Source organism: Nitratireductor aquibiodomus, from assembly GCF_900105565.1.
GTDB classification, from domain to species: Bacteria; Pseudomonadota; Alphaproteobacteria; order Rhizobiales; family Rhizobiaceae; genus Nitratireductor; species Nitratireductor aquibiodomus.
In genome coordinates this window covers 1-24647 of sequence record NZ_FNSL01000001.1, presented here as the reverse complement: position 1 = coordinate 24647, position 24647 = coordinate 1, and the positions used below count along the sequence as shown (strand labels likewise).

Genomic DNA, 24647 nt, shown 5'->3' with positions numbered 1-24647 from the left:
GGGCCGTCAATGCTATAAGCGGATGCGACCACAGGACGCCGGACGTACACTTGGACCCGTTTCGCCTGCGTGATAGAGAGGCGCCATACTGGAGTCGAAGCCGTGAACAAGTTTTCCCGCACCATGAACAGCCCCGCCACACGCCGCAGCGTCGATGAGATTACAGGCAGCCGCCGCCTGCGTCGCACCCGCAAGGCCGACTGGTCGCGCCGGCTGGTGCGCGAGAACCATCTTACGGTCGATGATCTGATCTGGCCGCTGTTTCTCATGGAGGGTGAGAACCGGCAGGAGCCGCTAGAGGCCATGCCCGGCGTCATGCGGCATACGGTCGATCACGCGGTGAGGCAGGCTGAGCGTGCGGCAAGGCTCGGCATTCCCGCGATCGCCACCTTCCCCAATATCGATCCTGCGCGCCGCGACGAGACCGGCTCCCACAGCCTCGATCCGGACAATCTGATCAACCGGGCTACCCGCGCCATCAAGGAGGCGGTGCCGGAGATCGGCATCATCAGCGATGTTGCACTCGACCCCTTCACCAGCCACGGCCATGACGGCATCCTGCGCGATGGCGAGATCGTCAACGACGAGACGGTCGCCCAGATCGCCGTGGCCGCCGTCGGTCAGGCCGCGGCCGGTGCCGACATAATCGCGCCCTCCGACATGATGGACGGCCGTATCGGCGCGATCCGCGATGCGCTCGACCAGAACGGCTTCCAGAACGTCGCGATCATGTCCTATGCGACCAAATTCGCTTCCGCCTTCTACGGCCCTTACCGCGAAGCCATCGGCACGGGCGGGCTGCTGAAGGGAGACAAGAAGACCTACTATATCGATCCCGCCAACAGTGACGAAGCGTTGCGCGAAGCCGAGCAGGATCTTCTGGAAGGGGCGGACATGCTTATCGTGAAGCCCGGGCTTCCCTATCTGGACATCGTCCACCGCCTGAAAGACACATTTTCTGTTCCGACCTTTGCCTATCAGGTCTCCGGCGAGTACGCGATGATCAAGGCTGCAGCAGCCAATGGGTGGATCGACGGAGAGAGAGCGATGATGGAGAGCCTCCTCGCCTTCAAACGCGCCGGTTGTGACGGGATTCTCACCTATTTCGCGCCCGAAATGGCCGAATTGCTTTGATTTCGCGCTGGAAAGCTTGAAGCGCGCGCCAGGTTCCCCATCTCTGTCATGAACCAATCGAAAGAGGATCGTTTATGACAGCCCAGCCCCTCGACGGCGAAATTCTCGATAATGCACAGGACGACGGTTATCTTTACCGCGGTGTCCGCACGCGCCGTATCCTCGCGTTCTTTATCGACTATCTGCTGATCGGATTGATGATGATCCCCGTTGCGATCATCGTTGCCCTGCTCGGCGTCATGACGCTGGGCCTCGGCTGGCTTCTGTTCGGCATTCTCGCGCCTTTGACCGCCCTCCTCTATGTCGCCATCACGCTCGGCGGGCGCAGTCAGGCGACGCTCGGCATGCAGTTCATGGATATCCGGCTTGCGCGCCTTGATGGCGGGCGTGTCGATTCGCTGCTTGCGGTGGTTCACACGGTTCTTTTCTGGGCCGGCAACGCAATTCTGACCCCGCTCATCCTTCTGGCAAGCCTGTTCCTCGACCACAAGCGCACGGTCCATGACCTGCTCCTGGGCACCGTTGTCGTCCGCTCCAGTTAAATACTCTTAAAAGTTGTATCTTTAACGCCGTCATCGACTTTAGATTTATGCGGTCGTGATATCCCGATATCGTGATGTCTTTCAGGGCATCAACGATATTACGAGCGATTTCATGACCGACAGATTTGAAGAATACCATCCAGAAGAAGCGCTCCCTGACAGCCGGGCAATTGACATTTCCCTGCGGCAGGGTCGATGGCTCCACGTCCGGCGCGTGCTGGCATTCCTCATCGACTATGCGCTTTACGCGGCGCTGGCCCTCATGCTGACCGTTGCCACGAGGATGCTGATGGAGAACCTGACCGGGATAGCGGGGGCCGATGGAGGCCTGGCGCACGGTTTTTCGCAGCAGAGCGTCGATGCGTTCTACACGCTTTCTACGGGCCTTGCCTCACTGGCCACGCTGGCGATTGTCGTCGTCTATGTGTGCGTCACGCTGGGCGGGCGCCGCCAGGCGACACTCGGCATGCGCGCTGTCGGGCTACGGCTTGAAAGGCTCGACAACGGCAAAATCACCGGGCGTTACGGGATTGCCCATCTCCTTCTGTTCCTGGCGACCTTTACCGTGTTCACACCACTTATCCTGTTGGCCCCCTTTGTCCTGTCCAACCGGCAGATGCTCCACGACCGGTTGCTCGACATCGTCATACAGGGGTCAGCCGAAAACCTGCTTCCGGCCGCAAAGCGCTGACCGCACACGGGCCGCATCCAGCAAGCAAAATTCTTTCGCTGGCGGTGTGCCCTGCCCTTCTCATTTGCCCGCCTTTTGTCGGCGTGAGACAAATCCATGCTTGCGGCGCGCCTGCCCGTGCTTATTCTCCTCAACGATGAGCAGGCGCAGACCGTCGCCTGCGGGGACAGTCTCAAGCAGCGGGACCTGAATGGCCGATTTCCATCTCTGGGCGACCTACGCGATCATTCTCGCAACCGTCGCCGCCTATGTCAGCGAGCGCTTTACGCTGGAGATCGTTGCTCTTGGCAGCCTCGTCGCCTTTCTGGCGCTCTTCGCTTTCATCCCCTATGAGGCGTCCGGAGGCCTGCCGCCCGAAGAACTCCTGTCGGGCTTCGCCAATCCCGCGCTGGCTACGGTTCTGGCACTCCTGATAGTGGGTCAGGGCCTGTTTGCCACCGACGCACTCGACAAGCCGGCACGTATTCTCGCGAAATCCGCTGGCAGTTCGAGCACGCGAACCATCATCATCACGCTCATCACGGCGGCGATGCTGAGCGCGATCCTCAACAACACGCCGGTGGTGGTCATCTTCATTCCGGTGCTGATCGTCTTCGCCGCACAGCGCAACTTCCCGGTTTCCAAGGCGCTGATGCCGCTTTCCTTCATGACCATTCTGGGCGGCATGACGACGCTGATCGGCTCCTCAACCAATCTTCTGGTGGCCGGGGTCGCCGGCAAGGCGGGCCTGACGATCGGTTTCTTCGACATCACCATGCCCGGCCTGCTTCTGGCGGCGGCCGGTGCGCTCTATGTCTTTTTCGTGATGCCGCGCATCCTGCGCGATTCAAGCAGCGAAAAGACCTTCCGGCAGATGCAGTCCGGCACGCAGTTCATCGGCGAGATTCGCATCGTGCCGGGTCATCCCTTCATCGGCAAGGAATCGAAAGCCGGACTGTTCCAGGGGCTCGGCGACCTGACGCCGCGCCTTATCGTCCGGCGCGGGATGAGCTTTCACCCGCCCTTCGAGAACGTGGTTCTGTCGGAAGGCGACCGTCTCATGGTGACGGCCACCCGCCGTGCATTCACCCAGGCGCTCTCGCACGGCGCGGCGGGTCACATTGCCGATTCCGAATCGGAAACCGCAGCCGTCGGTCCCGATTATCACATTGCCGAAGCCGTCATCCCGCCGGGTTCGCGCCACGCCGGGCGTACGATCCGCAACGCCGGCATCGAGACCGAACACAGTGTCCACATGCTCGGTGTGCAGCGCAAAAGCCGGATGGGACGCACGCCGGTCTCCGATATCCGGCTTGAACCCGGCGATACCATTCTCGTGGGAGGCACCGACCGCGCCTTCGAGGACCTGCGCGAGAGCCACGATCTTCTTGTCCTTGAATGGTCTGCCGAACCGGTTCCCCAGCGCCGCAAGGCCTGGATCGCTTTTGTCATTTTCGCCGGGATCGTCGTTACCGCAGCGCTCGACATCGCTCCGATCGTCGCCACGGCGGTTGCCGGCGCCTTCGCCATGATTGCCACGGGTTGCCTGACCCTTGCCCAGGCTGGCCGCGCCTTTGACCGGCAGATTTTCCTTCTGGTGGGCTCGGCCATCGCCGCCGCCACAGCGCTCGAACGCACGGGCGGTGCACAGCTCATCGCCGACGGAGCGGTGGCGGCACTTCAGGACCAGTCCCCCGCAATCATCCTGTCGGGCTATTTCGCGGTGGTCGCCATCCTGACCAATTTCCTCTCCAACAATGCCACCGCCGTATTGTTCACCCCGATCGCACTGGGCATCTCAACCGCCATAGGCGCACCACCGGAGGCGTTCATTGCGGCGACGATCTTTGCCGCCAACTGCTCCTTCGCGACGCCGATCGGTTACCAGACAAACCTGATGGTCATGGGCCCCGGCCACTATTCGTTCCGCGATTTCATCAAGGCGGGCATGCCACTGGTGGCGATAATTTGGTTGACGTTTTCGTTTGTCGGGCCATGGTATTATGGGCTTTAGGATCAGGAGTGACGCCCTACCGACATGACGCAGCAACCCGCCCAATCGCCGCAGTTCTTTCTAACCGCGCCTTCACCCTGCCCTTATCTGGAAGGGCAATTCGAGCGGAAGGTCTTCACCCATCTGGTCGGGGACAAGGCACCCGAGCTGAACGATTTGCTTACCCAGGGTGGTTTCCGACGCTCTCAGAACATCGCCTACCGCCCCGCCTGCGAAACCTGCCGCGCCTGCGTTTCCGTACGCATCCTCGCACAGGAGTTCCAGCCGACGAAGAACATGAAGCGCATCCTCAGGCAGAATGCCGACCTCATCGGCACCGCCCATGATGCGGAACCTTCCACCGAACAGTACACGCTGTTCCGTTCCTACCTCGACGCCCGCCACAAGAAAGGCGGCATGTCGGACATGACCGTGCTCGACTATGCGATGATGGTGGAAGATACCCATGTAAGCACGCAGGTGATCGAATATCGACGCCGCGGACCCGACAGTTTCATCACCGGCAAGGGCGAAGGCGAGCTGATGGCCGTGGCCCTTACCGATACGATGGGAGACGGGCTGTCGATGGTCTATTCCTTCTTCAATCCGGAGCTTACCGACCGTTCGCTCGGCACCTTCATGATCCTCGACCATATCAACCGTGCAATCTCCGCCGGCCTGCCGCATGTCTATCTCGGCTACTGGGTCAATGGCTCGCGCAAAATGGCCTATAAGGTGCGCTTCAAGCCACAGGAGCACCTGGGCCCGCAGGGGTGGGAACGCGTCGACTGAAGGTCGCACCACCGCACCCGCCTGCATCCGACACGCCGTCCCGGAAGGCTCCTTCATGCCCACTCCCTCGCCATCTTCCCACGCCAAGGGACTTGCGCTGACCGCCTTTGGCGGCATGGCGCTCACCATCGACATTCCGCTGATCCGGCTGGCCGATGGCGACCCCTGGCCGATCCTGATGGTGCGCAGCGCCTTGACGGTCGCGGTGGCGCTTATCGTATGGTTCGTATGGCGGCTTTTTACGCGCAATGTCCCGCCGCTCATACCCGGTCGCGTGGGCCTTGTGGTCGCCGCCCTTTATGCGCTTTCGGCACTCTGCTTCATCACCGCCGTCTACAACACCTCTACCGCCAATCTTGTGTTCATTCTTGCCTTCAACTCCATGTTTGCCGCGCTTCTCTCATGGTTGTTTCTCAAGGAAAGACCAAGACCCGCCACGCTGATGGCCATGGGGGTCATGATGATCGGTGTCTTGATCATCGTCGGCGGCGGCATCGGGGCCGGCAATCTGTTCGGCGATGTGATGGCGCTGAGCGCCGCATTCCTGCTCGCCACCGCGATCACCATCACACGCGGCAGCGGTCGCGATATGGGCTTTGCCGCACTCGTGGCGGTGGCGCTTCCCTGCCTTGTGGCCGCGATCATGACAGCCAGAACCGGCTATCGCATCGAAGCGCCCTGGTGGATCATCCTGAACGGCGCGGTGATCATGCCCATCTCGTTCTTCTGCCTGTCCAACGGCCCGAAATACATTTCAGGCCCGGAAGTGGCGATGTTCTATCTACTCGAAACGGTACTGGCGCCAGTCTGGGTGTGGCTGATCTTTTCCGAGGTACCGAGCCGTGCCACCCTCATCGGCGGCACGATCCTCATCGTCACACTGGTCGCGCACTCGCTGTGGCAACTCCATTCAGGCCGCAAGCGGCGATTGGCGCAGGGCGTGGTGCGTCACCCGCTGTGAGGGCGGAATGACGAACGCCCTTTATTTCTTCTTCATGGCCTGAGCGAGCGCTGCGGCCAGCGCGCCCTGCGGTTCACTGCCACGCCCGCCCGGCTTGCCGCCACCATTGCGAGGCATCGCGGCACGGGCGGGCTTGCCCTGATCGCGCGGTCGACCGGCACCGGTTCCTGCGCCTGCGCCGGCCCCAGCTGCGCTGCCGCCATCCTTGCGCATGGAAAGGCTGATACGCTTGCGCTTGATGTCCACCTCAAGCACCCGGACCTTCACCACGTCTCCGGCCTTCACCACCTCATGAGCATCCTTCACGAAGCGGTCGGCAAGCTGCGAGACATGCACGAGCCCGTCCTGATGCACGCCGATGTCGACGAAGGCGCCGAAGGCGGCGACATTGGTCACCGTGCCTTCGAGGCTCATGCCCGGCTTCAGATCCTTGATGTCGTCAATCCCCTCGGCAAACGTCGCCGTGCGGAAGGCCGGGCGCGGGTCGCGGCCGGGTTTCTCAAGCTCGGAAATGATGTCACGCACCGTCGGCAGACCGAAGCGATCATCCACGAAAACACGTGGATCGAGCGCCTTGAGCGCACCGGCATCGCCCATAAGCGCGCGCACGTCGCGGCCGCATGAGGCGACGATCTTGCGGGCAACGCCATAGGCTTCCGGGTGGACGGATGACGCGTCGAGCGGCTCTGTGCCGTTCTGGATGCGCAGAAAGCCGGCACATTGCTCGAAGGTACGCTGTCCGAGCCGCGCCACCTCCAGAAGCTCCCTGCGGCTGGAGAACGCGCCATTGGCATCACGATGCGCGACAATCGCCTCGGCGATCGATTCACCAAGGCCGGAAACCCGCGCCAGAAGCGATTTGGAAGCCGTATTCAGATCGACGCCCACCGCGTTCACCGCGTCTTCCACCACCGCATCGAGCGCCTTTGCCAGACGATACTGGTCCACATCATGCTGATACTGGCCGACGCCGATGGATTTGGGTTCGATCTTCACCAGTTCCGCCAGCGGATCCTGCAGGCGGCGCGCGATGGAGACAGCCCCGCGCAGCGACACGTCGAGATCGGGGAATTCAGCCGCTGCCGTGGGTGATGCCGAATAAACCGAGGCCCCCGCCTCAGACACCACCACCTTGAGCGGTTTGGGTGCCGGCATGTCGGAGAGCATGTCGGCAACCATTTTTTCCGTCTCGCGGCTGGCCGTTCCGTTGCCGATGGCGATGAGTTCGACGCCATGCTTGCGGATCAATGCCGAAAGCGCCGCCTGGCCGCCGCGCAGATCGTTGCGCGGCGGGAACGGGTAGACCGTTTCCGTGTCGAGCAGCTTGCCCGTGGCATCCACCACCGCCACCTTGACGCCGGTGCGGATGCCGGGATCGAGCCCCATCGTCGCGCGGGTGCCCGCGGGGGCTGCCAGAAGCAGGTCCTTCAGATTGCGGGCGAACACGTTGATCGCCTCTTCCTCGGCCCGCTCGCGCAGATCACGCATCAGATCGAGGGTGAGATGCAGGAAGAGTTTTACACGCCATGTCCAGCCGGCCACCTCCATCAGCCACTGATCGCCGGGGAGCGTTCCGCCGATCTCGTAGGCTGCCGCGATCATGCGCACGGCCGGTTTCAACGGGCTAGTGTCGTCCGTATCCACTTCCAGATCGAGCGCCAGAACATCCTCGTTGCGACCGCGCAGCATGGCCAGTGCGCGGTGGCTCGGTACGCCCGCCCAGCGCTCTGAATGATCAAAATAGTCGGAGAACTTGGCCCCCGCCTCTTCCTTGCCCTCAACCACGCGGGCGCGCAGCACCGCGCGCTCCTTCATGTGGTTGCGCAGTTTTCCAACCAGGTCGGCGTTTTCCGCAAACTGTTCGGCCAGTATGTCGCGCGCGCCCTCCAGCGCGGCCTTTTCATCCGGCACCTCATCGCCCAGATAGTCCTTTGCGAGATCCGCCGGCACCTTCGAGCGGTCTGCCAGAATGGCCTCTGCCAGCGGCCCCAGCCCGCGCTCTCGCGCAATCTGCGCCTTGGTGCGCCGTTTGGGCTTGTAGGGAAGATAGATGTCTTCAAGCTCTGCCTTGGTGGCGGCTGTGGCGATCTTTGTCTCCAGTTCCGGCGTCAGCTTGCCCTGCTCGCGGATGGACCCGAGGATCGTGTCGCGCCGCTGATCGAGCTCGCGCAGATAGGAGAGCCGCTCGGAGAGGGTGCGAAGCTGCGTGTCGTCGAGCCCGCCGGTCACCTCCTTGCGGTAGCGCGCGATGAACGGAACGGTCGCCCCCTCATCGAGGAGGCCGATGGCAGCCTCGGCCTGCTCCGGACGAGCGCTGATCTCGGTGGCGATGAGGGCGGCAATGCGTTTGGCGTCTGCGGACATGGAATTTCCTGAATCGATTGGTGCGGCGAAGATAGTGTCATTCGCCGCAGCCTGCCGCTCACAAGAAGCGCTTTTCCACAATCGCGGACGTGAAGGGACAATGTGCGCTGAGAGGGAGTGCGTCCTTCGACAAGCTCAGGATGAGGGAGGATGGAGCTCGACCTCTCGGAAAAGAAGGAAGAGCTCGACTTCTCTGACCGAGGGAGGAAGTGCTCGCAACGTCCACCTTGATGGCGCGCTCCATCCTCCCTCATCCTGAGCTTGTCGAAGGACGCACGAAGCTCATGCCGGCGATCATACCGGCGCGCGCCTCAACGCGGAGCGAGGTCGGAAATCAGGCCGTTCACCACCTCCGCCATCAGCATGGAGGCAGAAAAATCGAACTCGTTGATCGCCACAAACACCCCCACCCCGCGCGTCGGGGCAAAAGCGTGATAGACGAACATGCCCTGCAGGCCGCCCGCCTTCTGCAGGATCAGCGGGCGATCGCCCTCCGGCTGCATCACGATCCAGCCAAGGCCCATCGCGTCCATGTGGCCGGATTCGTCAAACCCATAGGTGGGATCGAGCGCATCGCGCTGCACATAGGCCGCCTGGTCGAGAAACCGCATCTCCGCCATTTCCGGCGAAAAACGGTCAAGATGCCATTTTAGCCACTTCACCATGTCGTTGGCGGTTGAATAGAGCCCACTCGCCCCGGACATGACCGGCGTGTTGGGCACATCTGGCAGTGGCGAGCCATCGAAATTATGCCCCTGCATCAGCCGGTCGCGGTCATTCTCGGACGGTGCAAAAGTCGTGTCTGTCATGCCGAGCGGCTCAAGCACCCGCTCGGCAAGCAGCCCATCATAGGGCTTGCCTGCGGCAGAGCCGAGAGCAGCGGCCAGCATATCAAAGCCGAAATTGGAGTAGAGCCCGCCGGTCCCCGCCGGAAAGAGCTGCACGCCCCCGGCAAGCGCCTTCTCGTAGGTCTCTTTCGTCAGTGTGGAGAAAGGATCATTCTCCGGCCCCGGCTCCCGGTCGACTTCGCGTGGCAGGCCCGAGGTGTGCGTTGCCAGATCGATCAGGCGGATCGGCTTGTCGTCCACCACCGGAACGGTCACGTCCCAGCCGAGGCGGTCCTGCAGCCGGTCGGTGAATTTCACCGAACCATCGGCGACAAGGCTCGCCAGAACGGCACCGGTGAAAACCTTGGTCACGGAGCCGACGCGCATCAGCGTGTCGCCGTCCGGCGTCTTGCCGTTTCCTTTCGCTGTTTCACCGAAACCGAACACCGCGGTCTCGCCATTGCGCACCGCGCCGATCACGAGGCCGGGCACGTCGGTCTGCAGATAGAGCACCTGGCCGGAGAAATCGACCGCATCGCTCAGCACCCTGTCCTCTGCGAAAGAGGACTGCGCCAGACCGACCGATCCAGCCAGCGCAAACGCGACAGCCCGAAGACCCCTTCCGTTCCAGTGCAGCATCTCACCCCTCCTCATTCTGCGCGATGTCGTTCAGGCCCGGCCCAAAATCCTCAGCCGAATTTACCGGTGCGCGGAAATCCTTTCGGCGCCATGCGACCGGCGGCAGCGCGGTTGCCCATCCATTCGGTGAGCTCCTCGCGCGTCTTGACGAAGGTCCGGTCGGCCGAATCCTTCCATGAAAGCCCCTCTTCCATGGCGAAGGTCTTGATGTCGGAAACACCACCGTCCTTGTAGCGCTGCAGGCGCACACCCTTGCCGCGCGACATCTCCGGCACTTCGGAAAGCGGGAAGACAAGCAGCTTGCGGTTCTGGCCGACGATCGCCACATGGTCGCCCGAAACCGGCAGGCACAGCTTGGCCTCGTCCGGTGCCTTCACATTCATCACCTGCTTGCCCTTGCGGGTGTTGGCGATGATCTCCTTCTCGGCGACGACAAACCCGTTGCCCGCGTGTGATGCAACCAGAAGCCTGCGCTCGGGATCATGCGCGAAGGCGGTGACGATGGCCTGATCGTTCTCCATGTCGACCATGATGCGCACCGGCTCGCCATGGCCGCGCCCGCCGGGCAGACGGTCGGCGCCGATGGTGAAGACCTTGCCGCCCGTGGTGAAGAGCAGGATCTTGTCGGTCGTCTGCGCATGGAAGGCAATCTTGAGGCTGTCGCCCTCCTTGAAGGAGAGCGAAGAGAAATCCGCCAGATGTCCCTTCATGGCGCGCAGCCAGCCTTTTTCAGAGAGCACCACGGTGATCGGCTCACGCTCGATCAGCGCCTCGTGAACCTCTTCCAGATCGTGCTCCGGAGCTTCGGCAAAGGTGGTGCGGCGCTTGCCCAGACCCGGATTTTTCTCCGGGTCGAAGGTCTGGCGCACTTTGGCCACCTCCCAGCGAACCGTCTTCCACTGGCGCGCGGTGGAGGCCAGCAGCGCCTCGATGCCGTCCTTCTCTTCGGAAAGCTTCTCGAATTCCTTGCGGATTTCGAATTCCTCGAGCTTGCGCAGGGCGCGCAGGCGCATGTTGAGGATCGCCTCGGCCTGCGTGTCGGTCAGCTCGAACCGCGCGATCATCACCTTCTTGGGCTCATCCTCCTCGCGGATGATGCGGATGACCTCGTCGATGTTGAGATAGGCGACCAGATAGCCGGCCAGAATTTCCAGCCGCTTCTCGATTTCGGCCAGCCTGTGGCGCGAACGGCGCAGAAGCACCTCACGCCGATGGTCGAGCCATTCACGCAAAACCTGTTTGAGCGAGAGCACGCCCGGCACCTTGCCGCGCGAAAGCACGTTCATGTTGAGCGGGAAGCGGCTTTCCAGATCGGTCAGCTTGAAAACCGATTCCATGAGCAGCTCCGCAGCCACAGTGCGGCTCTTGGGCACCAGAACGATGCGGATGTCTTCCGCGCTCTCGTCGCGGATGTCTTCCAGAAGCGGCAGCCGGCGCGAGATGATCAGCTCGGCGATCTTTTCGATCAGCCGCGATTTCTGAACACCATAGGGAATCTCGGTGACCACGGCCGTCCACATGCCGCGCCCCTGATCTTCCTTGTGCCAGCGCGCCCGCACGCGGAACCCGCCGCGTCCGGTCGCATAGGCTTCGCGGATCGAGGCCTGATCCTCCACGATGATGCCGCCGGTCGGGAAATCCGGTCCCTTGACGAATTCGAGCAGCCGTTCGGGATCGACGTCCGGATCATCGATGATGGCGAGCGCCGCATCGCAGACCTCCGCCGCATTGTGCGGCGGGATCGAGGTGGCCATGCCCACGGCAATGCCCGACGAACCATTGCACAGAAGATTCGGAAAGGCGCCGGGGAGCACGGTGGGCTCCTCATCTTCCTCATTGTAGGTCAGGCGGAAATCGACCGCATCCTCGGTGATGCCGGTCAGGATTTCCGAGGCGACCTCGGTCATGCGCGCTTCGGTGTAGCGCATGGCGGCCGCGTTATCGCCGTCGATATTGCCGAAATTGCCCTGCCCGTCGACCAGCGGGTAACGCATGGCAAAGGGCTGCGCCAGACGCACCAGCGCGTCATAGATCGACTGGTCGCCGTGCGGATGGAACTTGCCCATCACGTCGCCGACGATGCGGGCGCATTTGGCAAAGCCCTGATCGGGGCTCAGACGCAGAAGCCGCATCGTGTGGACGATGCGCCGATGCACGGGCTTCAGCCCGTCACGCACATCCGGCAGCGCGCGGTGCATGATCGTCGACAGCGCATAGGCGAGATAGCGCTCTTCAAGCGCCTTTTTCAGATCGACCGGCTCGACGGCATCACCGCCGTCGCCACCGGGCGGAAGCAAATCTTTTCCCATGGTTTCGGGTTAGACCAGCGGGTGATTCGCGGCAAGGGGAGAGTAGCGAGTAGCGAGTAGCGAGTAGCGAGTAGCGAGTAGCGAGTAGCGAGTAGCGAGTAGCGAGTAGCGAGTAGCGAGTAGCGAGTAGCGAGTAGCGAGTAGCGAGTAGCGAGTAGCGAGTAGCGAGTAGCGAGTAGCGAGTAGCGAGTAGCGAGTAGCGAGTAGCGAGTAGCGAGTATGGATTGCCTCAGGCGACGCAGGTGTCCAGCCCTATTCCCTATTCACTATTCACTCATCTCGTCACCTGCGCCAGAAATCGCTCAATGGTCACCGTGGCGGGATCGCCTGGCTGGCCGAGCTTGCGGGCAATGGAGCCATGCGTGTAGCGCCCGCCGTCAAAAACGGCCGCACGCGCGCCCCGCGCCTTCAGGAGATTGGCATAGCCATTGGTCAGCGCTTTGCGGCGCGCGCCGTTGGAGCCCGAATGCAGGAAGAGATGCGGCGGGAAGCCGGAGCCACGCCGCGCATAGGTGACGGGCGACCAGCGCACCCAGTCATTGGGATCAGAGCCAAACGCATTGATATAGGGATAGCCGAGCGAACCGCGCATGCCGGCATAGGCGACCATGTCATAGGCCTGCACATCGTTGGGGATGACCCCGCGCACGGAGCCCGCAACATTGCGGGCGGCCGCCATCGCCACCAGGTGCGCGCCGGCCGAATGCCCCATGAGCACGATGCGCGAGGGGTCGCCGCCATAGCGCGAAATGTTGGAGCGCACCCAGGATATCGCCGCCGAAAGATCATTCACCTGACCGTCAATGGTGGTCTGCGGAACCTTGCGATAGTCGATCGCCACCAGCACATAGCCGCGCGCGGTGAGCCATTCGGGCAGCGAATAGACTTTCTTGCGCGATCCCTTCACCCATCCGCCCCCATGGGCGTAAATCACCACGGGCGCCCTGCGGCCGCCGAAGGAGAAGAGATTCATGCGCACCACGCCCGCCTGTGCCGTCCGGCCGGGGCGGTCGGGCGCGTGAATATCCAGTTTCAGGCCGCTCCGGTATGTGATGCCTTCGTGAAGCTCCACCGCCCGGGCGGCAAAGGACAGAAGAATCAGCAGAAAAATCCCGGCTCCAAATCGCCCCAGTGCCCGCATTCCTCACCTCTCCCAGAGATATCTTGATGGCGCATAAACCATTTGAACGCCCGCAAAATTGACACAGGATTGCCCTCAGGTCATCCTCAGACCGCATTTCCCGGCGACCAAGCCGTTGGATGACTGTTACCTTACGCAATTTCAAGGAAATTCCCATGCTCAGCCACGTGACCAAGCTGAAGTCCCTTTCGCTCGCTGCCCTTCTTTCGGCCACGGCGCTGCAGCCCGCCTGGGCCTGGGAGGCAGAAGAGGTCGCCGCCCGCTACAAGACCCTGCTTGGGGATCAGGGGCTGACGGCAGAATGGACCGGCGTACGCCAGGAAGGCGATTCGATCATTCTCGAGGGCGCATCCCTTGGTCTTATCGACGTGAAAGCGAAGGTTGAGCTCGGCGATTTTCTTCTGGAGAATGTAAGCGAGACCGACAGCGTCTATGAGATCGGCCGGATCGCAATCGACAGTTTCGAGCAGTCGGAAGAAGGTTTTGACATCGCACTGACCGGGCTTTCCGTCGAAGGGCTCATCCTGCCGAAGGAGGGCGAGAACGCGCCCTATGGCGGCCTGATGCAGTATCGTCGCTTTGCCGTCGACGAAGCGCGCGTGGGCAAGGATGAAGACCCCGTCTTCACCCTCGAATCGCTCAGCGCCGACACCACGCTCGGTGACCGAACCGGTGAATTGTCCTTCGTCGGTGCCGTCGAGAATTTCTGGGTGGATGTCGCAGCATTCGCCAACAACAGCGCCGCGCGCAGCAAGCTCGGTGAATACAGCTATGAGGAGCTTTCGGGCCGCGTCGACATGGCCGGCAGCTGGGCCCTGGAAGACGGCCGCATGAAGATCACCCGCTACGACGTCAAGGTCGAGAACGCCGGCACCCTGGCGATCACGGCGGACATCAGCGGCTACACACCGGAATTCATCCGCACCCTGCAGGAAATGCAGAAGCAGATGGAAAGCGCCACGGAAGAACAGAAGCAGGCGCAGGGACTTGCCATGCTCGGCCTCATGCAGCAGCTCAGCCTGCACGGTGCGTCGATCCGCTTCTCAGACGCTTCCCTGACAGGCAAGGTGCTCGCCTATGCGGCGGAGCAGCAGGGCGTCAAGCCGGAAGATGTGGCCAATCAGGCCAAGGCGATCGTGCCCCTCATGGCCGGTCAGTATCTCGGCCCGGACCTCACGCAGAGCCTGTCCAAGGCCGTCACCGCCTATCTCGACAACCCGCGCAACATCACGATCAGCGTTGCACCGGAGGAAGGCATTCCGTTCGCCGTTCTGATGGGCACCGCGATGGGCTCCCCCGAGGCACTGGCAAAGCAGGTGGGGCTTTCGATTACGGCGAATGAGTGAGTGGCGAATAGCGAATAGCGAATAGCGAATAGCGAATAGCGAATAGCGAATAGCGAATAGCGAATAGCGAAAAGGGGTTGCAAGCTGTACAAGGCCTGCAACCCCTTTCTTTTTGCGACCAGCTATTCGCTACTCGCTCACTCAATCCTTCTTGACCGGCGCGAGCCGCAGATTCAATTCGCGAAGCTGTGCGGCGCTCGCCTCCGAGGGGGCACCCATCAGGAGGTCCTGTGCCTGCTGGTTCATCGGGAACATGGTGATCTCGCGCAGGTTTTTCGCGCCAAGAAGCAGCATGACAATGCGATCGATGCCGGCCGCCATGCCGCCATGGGGCGGTGCGCCATACTGGAATGCGCGGTAGAGGCCGCCGAAACGCTCTTCCACATCCTGCTGCGTGAAGCCGACCTTCTCGAACGCCTTGACCATAACCTCGGGCAGATGGTTACGGATGCCGCCCGACGCGATTTCGAAGCCGTTGCAGACGAGGTCGTACTGATAAGCCTTGAGCGCCAGCGGATCCTCGCCCTCAAGCCCTTCCAGACCGCCCTGCGGCATGGTGAAGGGGTTGTGGCCGAAATCGATCTTCTTCTCGTCCTCGTTCCACTCGTAGAAGGGGAAGTCGACAATCCAGGCGAGCTTGAATTGATCGCGGTCGACCAGATCGAGCTCCTCACCTGCCCGCGTGCGGGCGGCGCCGGCAAAGGCGGCGAACTTTTTCGGATCGCCGGCGGCGAAGAAACAGGCATCGCCATCTTCAAGGCCAAGCTGGGTGCGGATCGCCTCAGTGCGCTCCGGCCCGATGTTCTTGGCAATGGGGCCAGCGCCCTCAAGGCCCTCACCTTCCTTGCGCCAGAAGATATAGCCGAGCCCCGGCTGGCCCTCGCCCTGCGCCCATGAATTCATGCGGTCGCAGAAAGCTCTGGAGCCGCCAGTCTTTGCCGGAATGGCCCAGACTTCCGCCTTCTCGTCATTGGCGAGAATGTTGGCGAAAACCTTGAAGCCCGAGCCACGGAAGTGCTCGGAGACGTCCTCCATCTCGATCGGGTTCCTGAGATCCGGCTTGTCTGAACCGTATTTGCGCATCGCTTCGGCATGCGGAATGCGCGGGAAGACGTCCGTCACCGGCTTGCCATCGGCGAACTTTTCGAAGATGCCGCGCATGACCGGTTCCATGGTCTGGAACACGTCTTCCTGCTCGACAAAGCTCATTTCCAGGTCAAGCTGGTAGAACTCGCCCGGCAGACGGTCGGCGCGCGGATCCTCGTCGCGGAAGCAGGGGGCGATCTGAAAATAGCGGTCGAAGCCCGACACCATGATGAGCTGCTTGTAGATCTGCGGCGCCTGCGGCAAGGCGTAGAACTTGCCCTCGTGAAGGCGCGACGGAACCAGAAAGTCGCGCGCGCCTTCGGGCGAGGAAGCCGTCAGGATCGGCGTCGAATATTCGGTAAAGCCCGCCCCACCCATGGCGCGGCGCATCTCGGCGATGATCTTCGTGCGCTGGACGATGTTCTTGTGCAGCGTGTCACGACGCAGGTCGAGGAAGCGGTATTTGAGGCGAATGTCTTCAGGATAATCCGGCTCGCCGAACACCGGCAGCGGCAGTTCCTTCGCCTCGGAGAGTACTTCGATCGCACGGGCGAAAATCTCCACCTCACCGGTCGGCAGGTTCTTGTTGATCGTCTCGTCGGTGCGTGCCTTCACCTCGCCATCGACACGGATCACCCATTCGCCACGCACGGTTTCGGCCGTCTTGAACGACGGAGAATCGGGATCGGCGACGATCTGCGTCACGCCGTGATGATCGCGCAGATCGATGAACAGGAGGCCGCCATGGTCGCGCACGCGATGCACCCAGCCGGACAGGCGCACATTCGTGCCCACGTCGGATTTTCTGAGTTCGGCGCAGGAATGGCTGCGATAGCGATGCATGGTCATATCATCCGTGTCTTGGAATTCGTGCTCGGGAGAGGCCGGAACCGTCCCGGAAGGTCGGCGCGAAAAGCGCATGAGAGGTACGATTTGTCAAGGTGTGGGACCGGAAGCGCCCCGGTCCGTCTCGCCCGTCAGGCCTTTTCGTCCGGCACGAGCGCGCGCGTGTCATCGGTTTCGGTCCACCAGTCGCCAAGCGCATCGATCAGCGGTACGAGATCGAGCCCCGCCCTGGTCAGATCGTACTCGACCCGCAGCGGGTAACCGTCGAACACCGTGCGCTCAACGATGCCGGCCTGTTCGAGCTTGCGCAGTTCCAGCGAAAGCATCCGATGGGACACGGTCGGGTTGTCGCGCTGCAACTCGCTGAAGCGCTTCGTCCCCTCCTTCAGATAGTAGATGAGCAGCGTCGGCCATCGGCCGCTCAGCACGCGCATCACCTCTTCGATGGGACAGCGTGAAACCAGATCTTTCATGGCGAGGGTCCAGTCCGGGGTTACAAAAAAGTGCGTAATTTACATGGGGGCAGAAGCCGCTAGGTTCCAGCCTCGCTGCGCAGCGTGATCACCGAGAAATCACGGAGAACGACAAATGGAACCGATTCTTGTCTATGGCTTCCCGGCGGGAAGCTCCATGGGGCTTGTGGCCGCGCTGGAATGGCTTGGCAAACCCTACCGGCTCTGCCGGGTCGACATGTTCGGCGAGATGCGCGAGCCTTCCTATGCGCGCATCAACGCCCGGCATGAAACCCCGGTGCTCATAACCGATGCGGGCTCGCCACTGAGCGAAACGATGGCCATCGCCGCATGGCTGGAAGCGCGCGATGACGAACGCCGCATCAGCTTCGCGCCGCGCTCAGCCGAGGCAGACCGCATGCACCAGATCATGGCCTATGTGAATACGGGCTTCACCTCGGCTTTCGGTCCCCTGTGGGCCGCCATGGAGATGGAAGAGCTCACCCCGCAGACCAAGGAAGCCCTGCGCGCCTTCGGCCGTGACGCCGTCATCGAACGTCACGACAGGCTTGAGGCGATGGTCGGCGACGGGCCGTTTCTCCTCGGAGAGCGCCCCACACTCGCCGACGGTGTTCTCGTCGGTGTCGCCCGCTGGCTGGATTACCACGAGGTGGCGTCCCCGGAACGCTGGCCGAAGCTTGCCGAAATCCGCCGCCGGATCGAGGCCGACCCTGCCGTCGCCTATGCGCTCGCACTCGAAAGCGGAGAGGATGCCGGCGGCTCCGGGGCCTGTCTCGGGCATGTGCCGCTGCACGAGGTGATCGAACGGTACGGAAAATAGGACGCACGCGGGCAGCGACACGCTGAATTGGTCGCTGCCCGCTTCACGTCAATCCCGTCTCGTGGAGCGCAGATAGCGCTCCACCGTGTCGCCCAGGCCGAGTTCGCGCAGGAGCCGGATGAAATAGTCCCGCAATCCTGCTTCGCTCTTCGCGCCGGGCTTCAGAAGCAGTTCATGCATGAGCGCACCGCTGAACATGTCCTGAAACATGTCGGCGTCCGTCCCGGGGGAAAGCGCGCCTTCGCTCCTTGCGCGCTCGAGAATGACGTTGAAGGCGGCGCGGCGTGGCGCGATGTGAACCTCCCAGTAGATCTCGAGCAGGTCCGGCGCGTCCGGCACCGAGCCTATGATGCGCGCCAGAAGACGGCGGGCGTCGAGCTCCACCCAGGCTCTGGGTCCGTGATCGATCATCATGCCGATCAGCGTTTCGAGCGGCAGTTGCTCCCACGGGCCGAAATCCTGCTCGGCATTCTCCTTCAAACGCCCGAGCGCATCGGCAATCAGCGTTTCGCGGGACGACCAGCGGCGATAGATGGTGGCGCGCGTCACCCCTGCCTCGCGGGCGATCTTCTCGAAGCTCGTCCCGTCCAGCCCGCTGGCCACGAAAAGCTTCAGGGCAGCGTCGAGTATGGCCGCGTCCGTCCGCGGGTCGCGTGGTCGTCCGCGTCCGCGCGCCTTCTGCACCTTGTTCCTGCCCGCCTCAGTCAGCGCCTTCTCCTTCACCAGTCGCAGTCGCCGGTTGCGCCAGATCAATGCCGGGTACAGCGCGCTGCGACAAGGTTATTGTACAGGCAGAATTATTTATATACAATTCTGTATCGTATTTATAATGCCGCATCGGGCGGCTGTCCGGGAGAGTGATGTGAAACCCCTCCGCCTCCTTTTCGCGGCCGCCCTGCTGGCTGCCGCCGCCGGCGCCGCCTTCTGGTATTACGGAAGGCCCGAAGCGGTTTCCGTCATACGGCCTGAGCGAGGCAGTGCCGCCGAGATCGTCTTCGCCTCGGGCGTGGTGGAGCCCCGCAACTGGGCCAAGGTCACCTCGCTGGTGCGCGAGCGGATCGTCGAGGTCTGCAACTGCGAGGGAGCCCGCGTGACGAAGGGCGACGTGCTGGCGCGTCTCGACGCCAGCGAAGCCGAGGCCACGCTCACCGAGCTCAGGGCGCGGCATAAACTTGCCGTCGACGAGCGCGACCGCCTGACACTTCTGGTCGAACGCAATGTCACCAGCGTCACCGCCCTGGAGCGCGCCCGCGCCGAGGTGAGCCAGGTGGAAGCGCTGATCGCCGGCCAGACCGCGCGTCTCGAAAACTACGAGCTGCGCGCGCCCGGCGACGGTCTCATACTGCGTCAGGATGCCGAGGTGGGTGAGATCGCGGAGCCGGGCAACGTTCTGTTCTGGGTCGGGCGGCCGCACCCGCGCATCGTCATCGCCGAGGTCAATGAAGAGGACATTCCGCGTATCGAAGCCGGCCAGCGCGTTTTGATCCGGTCCGATGCCTTTCCGCGCAGCGAACTTGAAGCAACGGTGGACAGCATCACCCCCAAGGGCGACCCCGTCACACGCACCTACCGGGTGCGGCTTGCCCTGCCGGAGGACACGCCGCTGATGATCGGCATGTCGGTCGACGCCAACATCGTCACCCGTGTGGTCGAGGACGCTCTTCTGGTGCCCGCGCTCGTGCTTGACGGCGACACGCTGTTTATCGTTGAAGATGATGTCGCGCGCAGGCGGACCGTGGAAACCGGCATACGCGGCACGGAGCGGATCGAAATTCTCTCCGGCATCGATGCCGGCGCGCAGATCATCAGCCCCTACCCCGACGGGCTCGAAGACGGCGCCCGCGTCTCCGTCGAGAGCCGCTGACATGCGTCTCATCCTCGACATCGCCGTCACCCACATTCTCGGGCGTGGCCGCCAGACACTGGTGGCGGTGATCGGTGTGGCCGTCGGGGTCGGCTTTTCCATCGCCATGGCGGCTCTGATGCAGGGCGGGCAGGACGATTTCGTCGAACAGCTTATCGACACCATGCCCCATGTGCAGATCACCGACGAGCAGCGCAGCACGCGGCGCCAGCCGGCTGAGACCGAGTTCGACGCCGCCGCGATCTCCGGCATCCGTCCGCCGGACGACCGGCGCGGCATCATCAACCCCACCGCGGCCATGGCATGGCTCGGCGGCTGGGTGCCCGGCAATCTTGCACAAAGCCTCAGAACCCAGGGCGTGGTGCGCTATCAGGGCCGCGAGGCCGGGGCGGCTTTCGTCGGCGTCGAACCCGAGATGGAGCGCGCAATCTCGCCGATCGTCGAGGATTTCACGGCAGGCAGCTTTGCCGCGCTTTCGCAGGGCGGCAACAATCTGGTCGTCGGCGACCGCATGGCGGAGAAACTGGGCGCGGGGCTCGGCGACACCGTCACCGCCGTCTCGTCGTCCGGCCTGTCGCGGAGTTTCCGCATTACCGGTCTGTTCCACACCGGCACCACCGCCCGTGACGAGGGCGAAGCCTACCTGCTCCTGAAGAACGCGCAGATCCTTTCCGAGCGCCCCAACGCCATCAACGACATCCGCATCAAGCTCCACGATCCCTATGCGGCCCGCGAGGCTGCGCGGCGCATCGAGGCAGAACTCGGCTACAAGGCGGTTTCCTGGCAGGAGGCCAATGAATCGATCATGGAAGCCTTCGTGGTGCGGAACGTGATCATGTATGCGGTCGTTGCCGCCATCCTTCTCGTCGCCGGGTTCGGCATTTTCAACATCGTGTCTACCATCACCCATGAGAAGGCGCGCGACATCGCCATCATGAAGTCGCTCGGTTTCAGCCGCAGCGACATGCAGCGCATGTTCGTCATCGAAGGCATCGCCATCGGCGCGGCAGGCTCCCTACTTGGCTGGGCGCTCGGGTTTGCCCTCACCTATGCGCTCGCCTCCATCCGCTTCGAGCTCGACGCCGGCGGGCAGGAAATAACCGAACTCCCCATCGCCTGGAGCGCGCTGCACTATGCCATCGCCTCCGGGTTCGCGCTCGGCTCGGCTGCCGTGGCAGGCTACCTGCCGGCCCGCAAGGCAGCGCGCCTCAATCCGGTCGATATCATCCGGGGCGCCACATGAGCGTGTTGCTTGAAGCCGAAAACCTGACGCGCATCCTGCCCGAAACCATCCCGGTCACGCTGGTCAGGGATGTATCTCTTACGATTGCCGAGCGCGAATTCGTGGCCATCACCGGCCCGTCCGGGTCCGGCAAATCATCGCTCCTCTATCTTCTGGGCCTGCTCGACCGTCCAACGGGCGGCACGCTCACCATCGAGGGGCGCGACACGGCACCGATGAGCGATGGCGAACTGGCACGCACGCGGCTCGAAATGCTCGGCTTCGTCTTCCAGTTTCACTTCCTTTTGCCGGAATTCAGCGCCCGTCAGAATGTGGAAATTCCCATGCGCAAGCTTGGCCGGCTTTCGCGCAGGCAGATGCGCGATCGCGCCGGCGAGCTTCTCGCCATGCTCGGCCTTGAAGATCACTGCGAAAAGAAGCCGTACCAGCTTTCGGGCGGTCAGAGGCAGCGTGTCGCCGTCGCCCGCGCGCTCGCAAACGATCCGCCCATGGTGTTTGCCGACGAGCCGACGGGCAGCCTCGATTCGAAAAGCTCCGAACAGGTGTTCCAGACCCTGCGCGATCTCGTCACCGGACGCGGCAAAACGGTGGTCGCCGTCACGCACGATCTCGACATGGCTGCGCGCATGGACCGGCGCATTCACCTGGTAGATGGCATGCTGGCCGACGCCGTTGACGATTGACCCTAATGCATGTCGCTTTCAAATGAATTCATTTGAAAGTGTTACAGCGTCCTTTGCGCATCTTATAAGACGCGCGGCGCTGTAGCGGGGCCTGCACCGAACTGGGACCATCGGCGCGGCCCTCTGGCCCAAGAGAATTGGCACAGAGCGACCTATAGCTCGATGATGAACGGTGCGACCTGCCGCGCCTCCCAGCCCGGGCCTCCCACCATGTCCAGCCTTCGCCCGCTGATCCCGCTTCTCATCGCCGCCGGCATCCTGTTGGCCGGCAACGGGCTTCAGGGCACGCTGATCGCGCTTCGCGGCGCTGCGGAGGGCTTTTCCGAGACCACCATCGGCCTGATGGGCAGCGCCTATTTCGCGGGCTTTCTGATTGGCTGTCTCTATGTGCCGCGCCTTCTACGCGCGGTGGGACATATCCGGGCTTTCGCGGCCCTTGCGGCTCTGGGTGCCGCCGGCGCGCTGCTGCTCGTGCTCTTCGTCGATCCTCTCGCCTGGATCGCCGTGCGCTTTCTCTCGGGCATCTGCTTTTCGAGCCTGTTCACCACCATCGAAAGCTGGCTCAACTCGGCTGCGCAGAACACCAACCGTGCCCGCGTTCTGGCCGTCTACCGCATCATCGACATCGCCGCCGTCACCGGTTCGCAATACATGCTCCCGGCACTCGGCATAGAAGGCTTTGTCACCTTCGCCGTCATGGCCATGATGATCACCCTGTCGCTGGTGCCGGTCTCCATGGCTGACCGGTCCAACCCCCGCCCGCCGGCCGAGCTGCGCCTTGATCTTGTCGCCGTCTGGCGCATCTCGCCGCTGGCGGCGTTCGGCTGTTTCGCCGTCGGTCTCACCAACAGCGCCTTCCGCATAGTCGGGCCGATCTACGGCCAGTCCATCGGCCTCAGCGTTTCCGAGATCGCCACCTTCATGAGCGCCGGCATCGTCGGCGGTGCGGTGATGCAATATCCGCTGGGTGCGCTCTCAGACCGTCACGACCGCCGCAAGGTTCTTCTGGGCACCACAATCGGCGCGCTCGTCGCGGCCCTTGCCATTGTCTGGTTCGCCGGCGACAGCCGCAGCGCCAACATGCTGCTCGTCTTCCTGTTCGGCGCTTTCGCCATGTCGCTCTATTCGCTGTCGGTCGCCCACGCCAACGACCACGCCGAAAAAGACCAGTTCGTGCAGCTCGCAGCCGGCCTCCTGTTCTTTTATTCGCTGGGTGCGATGGCGGGGCCCCTGCTTGCCTCTCTGCTCATGCAGCGCTTCGGCCCGCATGCCCTCTTTTCCTACACGTCCATCGTCTATGCCGTACTGATCGGCGTCACGCTCTACCGCATGAGCGTGCGGCCCTCGGTTCCCGCTGCCCGCCGCCGCCGCTTTGCCGCGCTTCTGCGCACTTCGCCCGTCTTCATGCGCATGGCGCGCCGCAGCCGCAATCATCGCTCCGCGGGCGATACCTAGGCGCAGCGAACAACCGATTTCTTTCCTTTTTCTCTCGCATGACCTAAAGAAAAAGAATGGACCTGATCACCACGCAAAAAGACCTCGAGGCGGCGATTGCCGCATTCCAAAAATCCGATTTCGTCACCGTCGATACCGAGTTCATCCGCGAATCGACCTTCTGGCCCGAGCTGTGCCTGATCCAGATGGCCGCGCCCGGCGTGACCGCGCTCATCGATCCGCTTGCCGACGGGATCGATTTGAAGCCGTTCTTCGCGCTCATGGCCGATGAGAACATTGTCAAGGTGTTCCACGCAGCGCGGCAGGATGTCGAAATCGTCTACAATCTCGGCAGGCTTATTCCTCATCCGCTGTTTGACACCCAGGTGGCGGCATCCGTCTGCGGTTTCGGGGACAGTGTTTCCTACGACCAGCTCGTCTCCAGAATCACCGGCGCGCGCATCGATAAGTCGTCGCGGTTTACCGACTGGCGCCGCCGCCCGCTTTCCGACAAGCAGCTAAGCTACGCGCTTGCCGACGTCACCCATCTGATCGACGTCTACCAGCATCTCAAGACCGAGCTGGAACGCGAGGGCCGCGCGCACTGGCTCAATGAGGAAATGGCGGTTCTGACGGCACGCGAGACCTATGACCCGCATCCCGACGATGCGTGGAAGCGGCTCAAGCTCCGGGTCAAGAAGCCTCTCGATTTCGCCATTCTCCAGCATGTCGCCGCCTGGCGCGAACGCGAGGCGCGCGAACGCAATGTGCCGCGCGGCCGCGTCATCAAGGACGACGCGATCTATGAAGTGGCACAGCAGCACCCGCGCGACAGCGAGGCGCTGGGGCGGCTTCGCACCATTCCCAAGGGATGGGAGCGTTCCGGTGCCGCAACCGGGCTGCTCGGCGCCGTAGCCAAAGCCATGGCGCTGCCCAAGGAAGATCTGCCGCGCCTGCCGCGCCCACCCCATGCACCCGAAGGTGCGGCCGCTGCCGCCGAACTGCTCAAGGTGCTCTTGAAGCTGGTGGCAGACCGGCAGGGCGTGGCACCGAAGATGCTTGCCTCGAGCGATGACATCGACCGCATCGCCGCCGATGGCGCGGATGCGGATGTCCCCGCCATGTCCGGCTGGCGGCGTGAGGTCTTCGGCAAGGAAGCGGTGAAACTGATAGAGGGCGAGCTTGCCCTTCGTTTCAACAATCGGAAGATCGAGGTTTTCGAGCCCGCCGACGCCCGCAGCGAGGCTGCGGAATAGGGGCACGGGTTGCGCCTATCTATCGGCGAAGGCACCCACACTTCGGTCTGAGCCACCTTCTCCCCGCACGCGGTGAGAAGGTGGTTTTCAATACAAGCCGGCCTATTCCTTCGCCACTTCCAGCGCCAGGCTCAGACCCGTCACTTTCGCAAGATGGTCCATGCGGCCGACCGGGCGCTCGCCCATCAGGGCTTCGTGCGATTTCGGGAGCAGGAGAACCGTCG

The 24647-nt window shown here is 62.8% G+C and carries 20 protein-coding genes; 13 read left to right on the top strand and 7 right to left on the bottom strand.

Translation table 11 applies throughout. The features are described from left to right. Positions 1 to 102 precede the first annotated feature (102 nt). The 6 genes from hemB to BLW55_RS00080 all read left to right on the top strand — a co-directional run bounded on the left by hemB (position 103) and on the right by BLW55_RS00080 (position 6092). Positions 103 to 1134, top strand: coding sequence for a porphobilinogen synthase (gene hemB, locus BLW55_RS00105; protein ID WP_007007957.1), 1032 nt, complete (start codon positions 103 to 105; stop codon positions 1132 to 1134). Between the two features lie 74 nt (positions 1135 to 1208). Continuing rightward, complete coding sequence (locus BLW55_RS00100; protein ID WP_007007958.1) at positions 1209 to 1676, top strand: RDD family protein; 468 nt, start codon at positions 1209 to 1211, stop codon at positions 1674 to 1676. Between the two features lie 112 nt (positions 1677 to 1788). Continuing rightward, positions 1789 to 2367, top strand: a complete 579-nt coding sequence (locus BLW55_RS00095) for an RDD family protein (RefSeq protein ID WP_052017348.1) — start codon at positions 1789 to 1791, stop codon at positions 2365 to 2367. 190 nt (positions 2368 to 2557) lie between these two features. Further along, positions 2558 to 4360, top strand: coding sequence for an SLC13 family permease (locus tag BLW55_RS00090; RefSeq protein WP_025031589.1), 1803 nt, complete (start codon positions 2558 to 2560; stop codon positions 4358 to 4360). A gap of 24 nt (positions 4361 to 4384) precedes the next feature. Then, the gene (locus BLW55_RS00085; protein ID WP_007007961.1) at positions 4385 to 5131 is read left to right on the top strand and encodes an arginyltransferase; all 747 of its coding nucleotides are present in this window, start codon (positions 4385 to 4387) and stop codon (positions 5129 to 5131) included. A 55-nt stretch (positions 5132 to 5186) separates the two neighbouring features. Then, positions 5187 to 6092, top strand: coding sequence for a DMT family transporter (locus BLW55_RS00080; RefSeq protein ID WP_090325799.1), 906 nt, complete (start codon positions 5187 to 5189; stop codon positions 6090 to 6092). A 21-nt stretch (positions 6093 to 6113) separates the two neighbouring features. Here BLW55_RS00080 and BLW55_RS00075 read toward each other — a convergent pair whose 3' ends face one another. From BLW55_RS00075 to BLW55_RS00055, 4 genes are all read right to left on the bottom strand, one after another. Beyond that, positions 6114 to 8456 carry a Tex family protein gene (locus tag BLW55_RS00075; protein WP_090325796.1) on the bottom strand — a complete coding sequence of 781 codons (2343 nt, stop codon included), beginning with the start codon at positions 8454 to 8456 and terminating at the stop codon, positions 6114 to 6116. 311 nt (positions 8457 to 8767) lie between these two features. Then, positions 8768 to 9922 carry a D-alanyl-D-alanine-carboxypeptidase/endopeptidase AmpH gene (gene ampH, locus BLW55_RS00070; protein WP_090325793.1) on the bottom strand — a complete coding sequence of 385 codons (1155 nt, stop codon included), beginning with the start codon at positions 9920 to 9922 and terminating at the stop codon, positions 8768 to 8770. Positions 9923 to 9972: 50 nt separating this feature from the next. After that, a complete protein-coding gene (parC, locus tag BLW55_RS00065) occupies positions 9973 to 12231 on the bottom strand; it encodes a DNA topoisomerase IV subunit A (protein WP_007010399.1) in 2259 nt (752 codons plus the stop codon). 274 nt (positions 12232 to 12505) lie between these two features. Beyond that, a complete protein-coding gene (locus BLW55_RS00055) occupies positions 12506 to 13372 on the bottom strand; it encodes an alpha/beta hydrolase (RefSeq protein ID WP_090325791.1) in 867 nt (288 codons plus the stop codon). Between the two features lie 155 nt (positions 13373 to 13527). On the opposite strand from BLW55_RS00055, the gene BLW55_RS00050 reads away from it, so the two are divergent. Next, entirely contained in the window at positions 13528 to 14718 is a 1191-nt protein-coding gene (locus BLW55_RS00050; protein WP_090325788.1) for a hypothetical protein, read from the top strand. A gap of 141 nt (positions 14719 to 14859) precedes the next feature. On the opposite strand, the gene aspS is transcribed toward BLW55_RS00050, so the two are convergent. Together aspS and BLW55_RS00040 are read right to left on the bottom strand one after the other, a co-directional pair. Beyond that, entirely contained in the window at positions 14860 to 16647 is a 1788-nt protein-coding gene (gene aspS / locus BLW55_RS00045; protein WP_007010395.1) for an aspartate--tRNA ligase, read from the bottom strand. Between the two features lie 134 nt (positions 16648 to 16781). Beyond that, positions 16782 to 17123: a winged helix-turn-helix transcriptional regulator gene (locus BLW55_RS00040; protein WP_090325786.1), complete on the bottom strand. Its 342-nt coding sequence runs from the start codon at positions 17121 to 17123 to the stop codon at positions 16782 to 16784. 115 nt (positions 17124 to 17238) lie between these two features. Here BLW55_RS00040 and BLW55_RS00035 point away from each other — a divergent pair, with 115 nt between their 5' ends. Next, positions 17239 to 17943 (top strand): glutathione S-transferase family protein, encoded by a 705-nt coding sequence (locus tag BLW55_RS00035; protein WP_090325783.1) that lies wholly within the window; start codon positions 17239 to 17241, stop codon positions 17941 to 17943. A 48-nt stretch (positions 17944 to 17991) separates the two neighbouring features. Here BLW55_RS00035 and BLW55_RS00030 read toward each other — a convergent pair whose 3' ends face one another. Further along, positions 17992 to 18696 (bottom strand): TetR/AcrR family transcriptional regulator, encoded by a 705-nt coding sequence (locus BLW55_RS00030; protein ID WP_090325781.1) that lies wholly within the window; start codon positions 18694 to 18696, stop codon positions 17992 to 17994. 76 nt (positions 18697 to 18772) lie between these two features. Here BLW55_RS00030 and BLW55_RS00025 point away from each other — a divergent pair, with 76 nt between their 5' ends. The 5 genes from BLW55_RS00025 to rnd all read left to right on the top strand — a co-directional run bounded on the left by BLW55_RS00025 (position 18773) and on the right by rnd (position 24423). Continuing rightward, on the top strand, positions 18773 to 19807 hold the full coding sequence (locus BLW55_RS00025) for an efflux RND transporter periplasmic adaptor subunit (protein WP_177174990.1): 1035 nt from the start codon (positions 18773 to 18775) through the stop codon (positions 19805 to 19807). Between the two features lies 1 nt (position 19808). Then, the gene (locus BLW55_RS00020; RefSeq protein ID WP_090325778.1) at positions 19809 to 21050 is read left to right on the top strand and encodes an ABC transporter permease; all 1242 of its coding nucleotides are present in this window, start codon (positions 19809 to 19811) and stop codon (positions 21048 to 21050) included. After that, on the top strand, positions 21047 to 21733 hold the full coding sequence (locus tag BLW55_RS00015; protein ID WP_090325774.1) for an ABC transporter ATP-binding protein: 687 nt from the start codon (positions 21047 to 21049) through the stop codon (positions 21731 to 21733). The genes BLW55_RS00020 and BLW55_RS00015 overlap by 4 nt, the downstream gene beginning before the upstream one ends. Positions 21734 to 21943: 210 nt before the next feature. After that, the gene (locus BLW55_RS00010) at positions 21944 to 23188 is read left to right on the top strand and encodes an MFS transporter (protein ID WP_090329830.1); all 1245 of its coding nucleotides are present in this window, start codon (positions 21944 to 21946) and stop codon (positions 23186 to 23188) included. Between the two features lie 56 nt (positions 23189 to 23244). After that, a complete protein-coding gene (gene rnd / locus BLW55_RS00005; RefSeq protein WP_090325771.1) occupies positions 23245 to 24423 on the top strand; it encodes a ribonuclease D in 1179 nt (392 codons plus the stop codon). Positions 24424 to 24647 lie beyond the last annotated feature (224 nt).

Bases quoted from the DNA above. Each gene is read 5' to 3' on its own strand.
- BLW55_RS00100 (WP_007007958.1), top strand. From the start codon at position 1,209: ATGACAGCCCAGCCCCTCGACGGCGAAATTCTCGATAATGCACAGGAC.
- BLW55_RS00095 (WP_052017348.1), top strand. From the start codon at position 1,789: ATGACCGACAGATTTGAAGAATACCATCCAGAAGAAGCGCTCCCTGAC.
- BLW55_RS00090 (WP_025031589.1), top strand. From the start codon at position 2,558: ATGGCCGATTTCCATCTCTGGGCGACCTACGCGATCATTCTCGCAACC.
- BLW55_RS00085 (WP_007007961.1), top strand. From the start codon at position 4,385: ATGACGCAGCAACCCGCCCAATCGCCGCAGTTCTTTCTAACCGCGCCT.
- BLW55_RS00080 (WP_090325799.1), top strand. From the start codon at position 5,187: ATGCCCACTCCCTCGCCATCTTCCCACGCCAAGGGACTTGCGCTGACC.
- BLW55_RS00075 (WP_090325796.1), bottom strand. From the start codon at position 8,456: ATGTCCGCAGACGCCAAACGCATTGCCGCCCTCATCGCCACCGAGATC.
- ampH (WP_090325793.1), bottom strand. From the start codon at position 9,922: ATGCTGCACTGGAACGGAAGGGGTCTTCGGGCTGTCGCGTTTGCGCTG.
- parC (WP_007010399.1), bottom strand. From the start codon at position 12,231: ATGGGAAAAGATTTGCTTCCGCCCGGTGGCGACGGCGGTGATGCCGTC.
- BLW55_RS00055 (WP_090325791.1), bottom strand. From the start codon at position 13,372: ATGCGGGCACTGGGGCGATTTGGAGCCGGGATTTTTCTGCTGATTCTT.
- BLW55_RS00050 (WP_090325788.1), top strand. From the start codon at position 13,528: ATGCTCAGCCACGTGACCAAGCTGAAGTCCCTTTCGCTCGCTGCCCTT.
- aspS (WP_007010395.1), bottom strand. From the start codon at position 16,647: ATGCATCGCTATCGCAGCCATTCCTGCGCCGAACTCAGAAAATCCGAC.
- BLW55_RS00040 (WP_090325786.1), bottom strand. From the start codon at position 17,123: ATGAAAGATCTGGTTTCACGCTGTCCCATCGAAGAGGTGATGCGCGTG.
- BLW55_RS00035 (WP_090325783.1), top strand. From the start codon at position 17,239: ATGGAACCGATTCTTGTCTATGGCTTCCCGGCGGGAAGCTCCATGGGG.
- BLW55_RS00025 (WP_177174990.1), top strand. From the start codon at position 18,773: ATGCCGCATCGGGCGGCTGTCCGGGAGAGTGATGTGAAACCCCTCCGC.
- BLW55_RS00020 (WP_090325778.1), top strand. From the start codon at position 19,809: ATGCGTCTCATCCTCGACATCGCCGTCACCCACATTCTCGGGCGTGGC.
- BLW55_RS00015 (WP_090325774.1), top strand. From the start codon at position 21,047: ATGAGCGTGTTGCTTGAAGCCGAAAACCTGACGCGCATCCTGCCCGAA.
- BLW55_RS00010 (WP_090329830.1), top strand. From the start codon at position 21,944: ATGTCCAGCCTTCGCCCGCTGATCCCGCTTCTCATCGCCGCCGGCATC.
- rnd (WP_090325771.1), top strand. From the start codon at position 23,245: ATGGACCTGATCACCACGCAAAAAGACCTCGAGGCGGCGATTGCCGCA.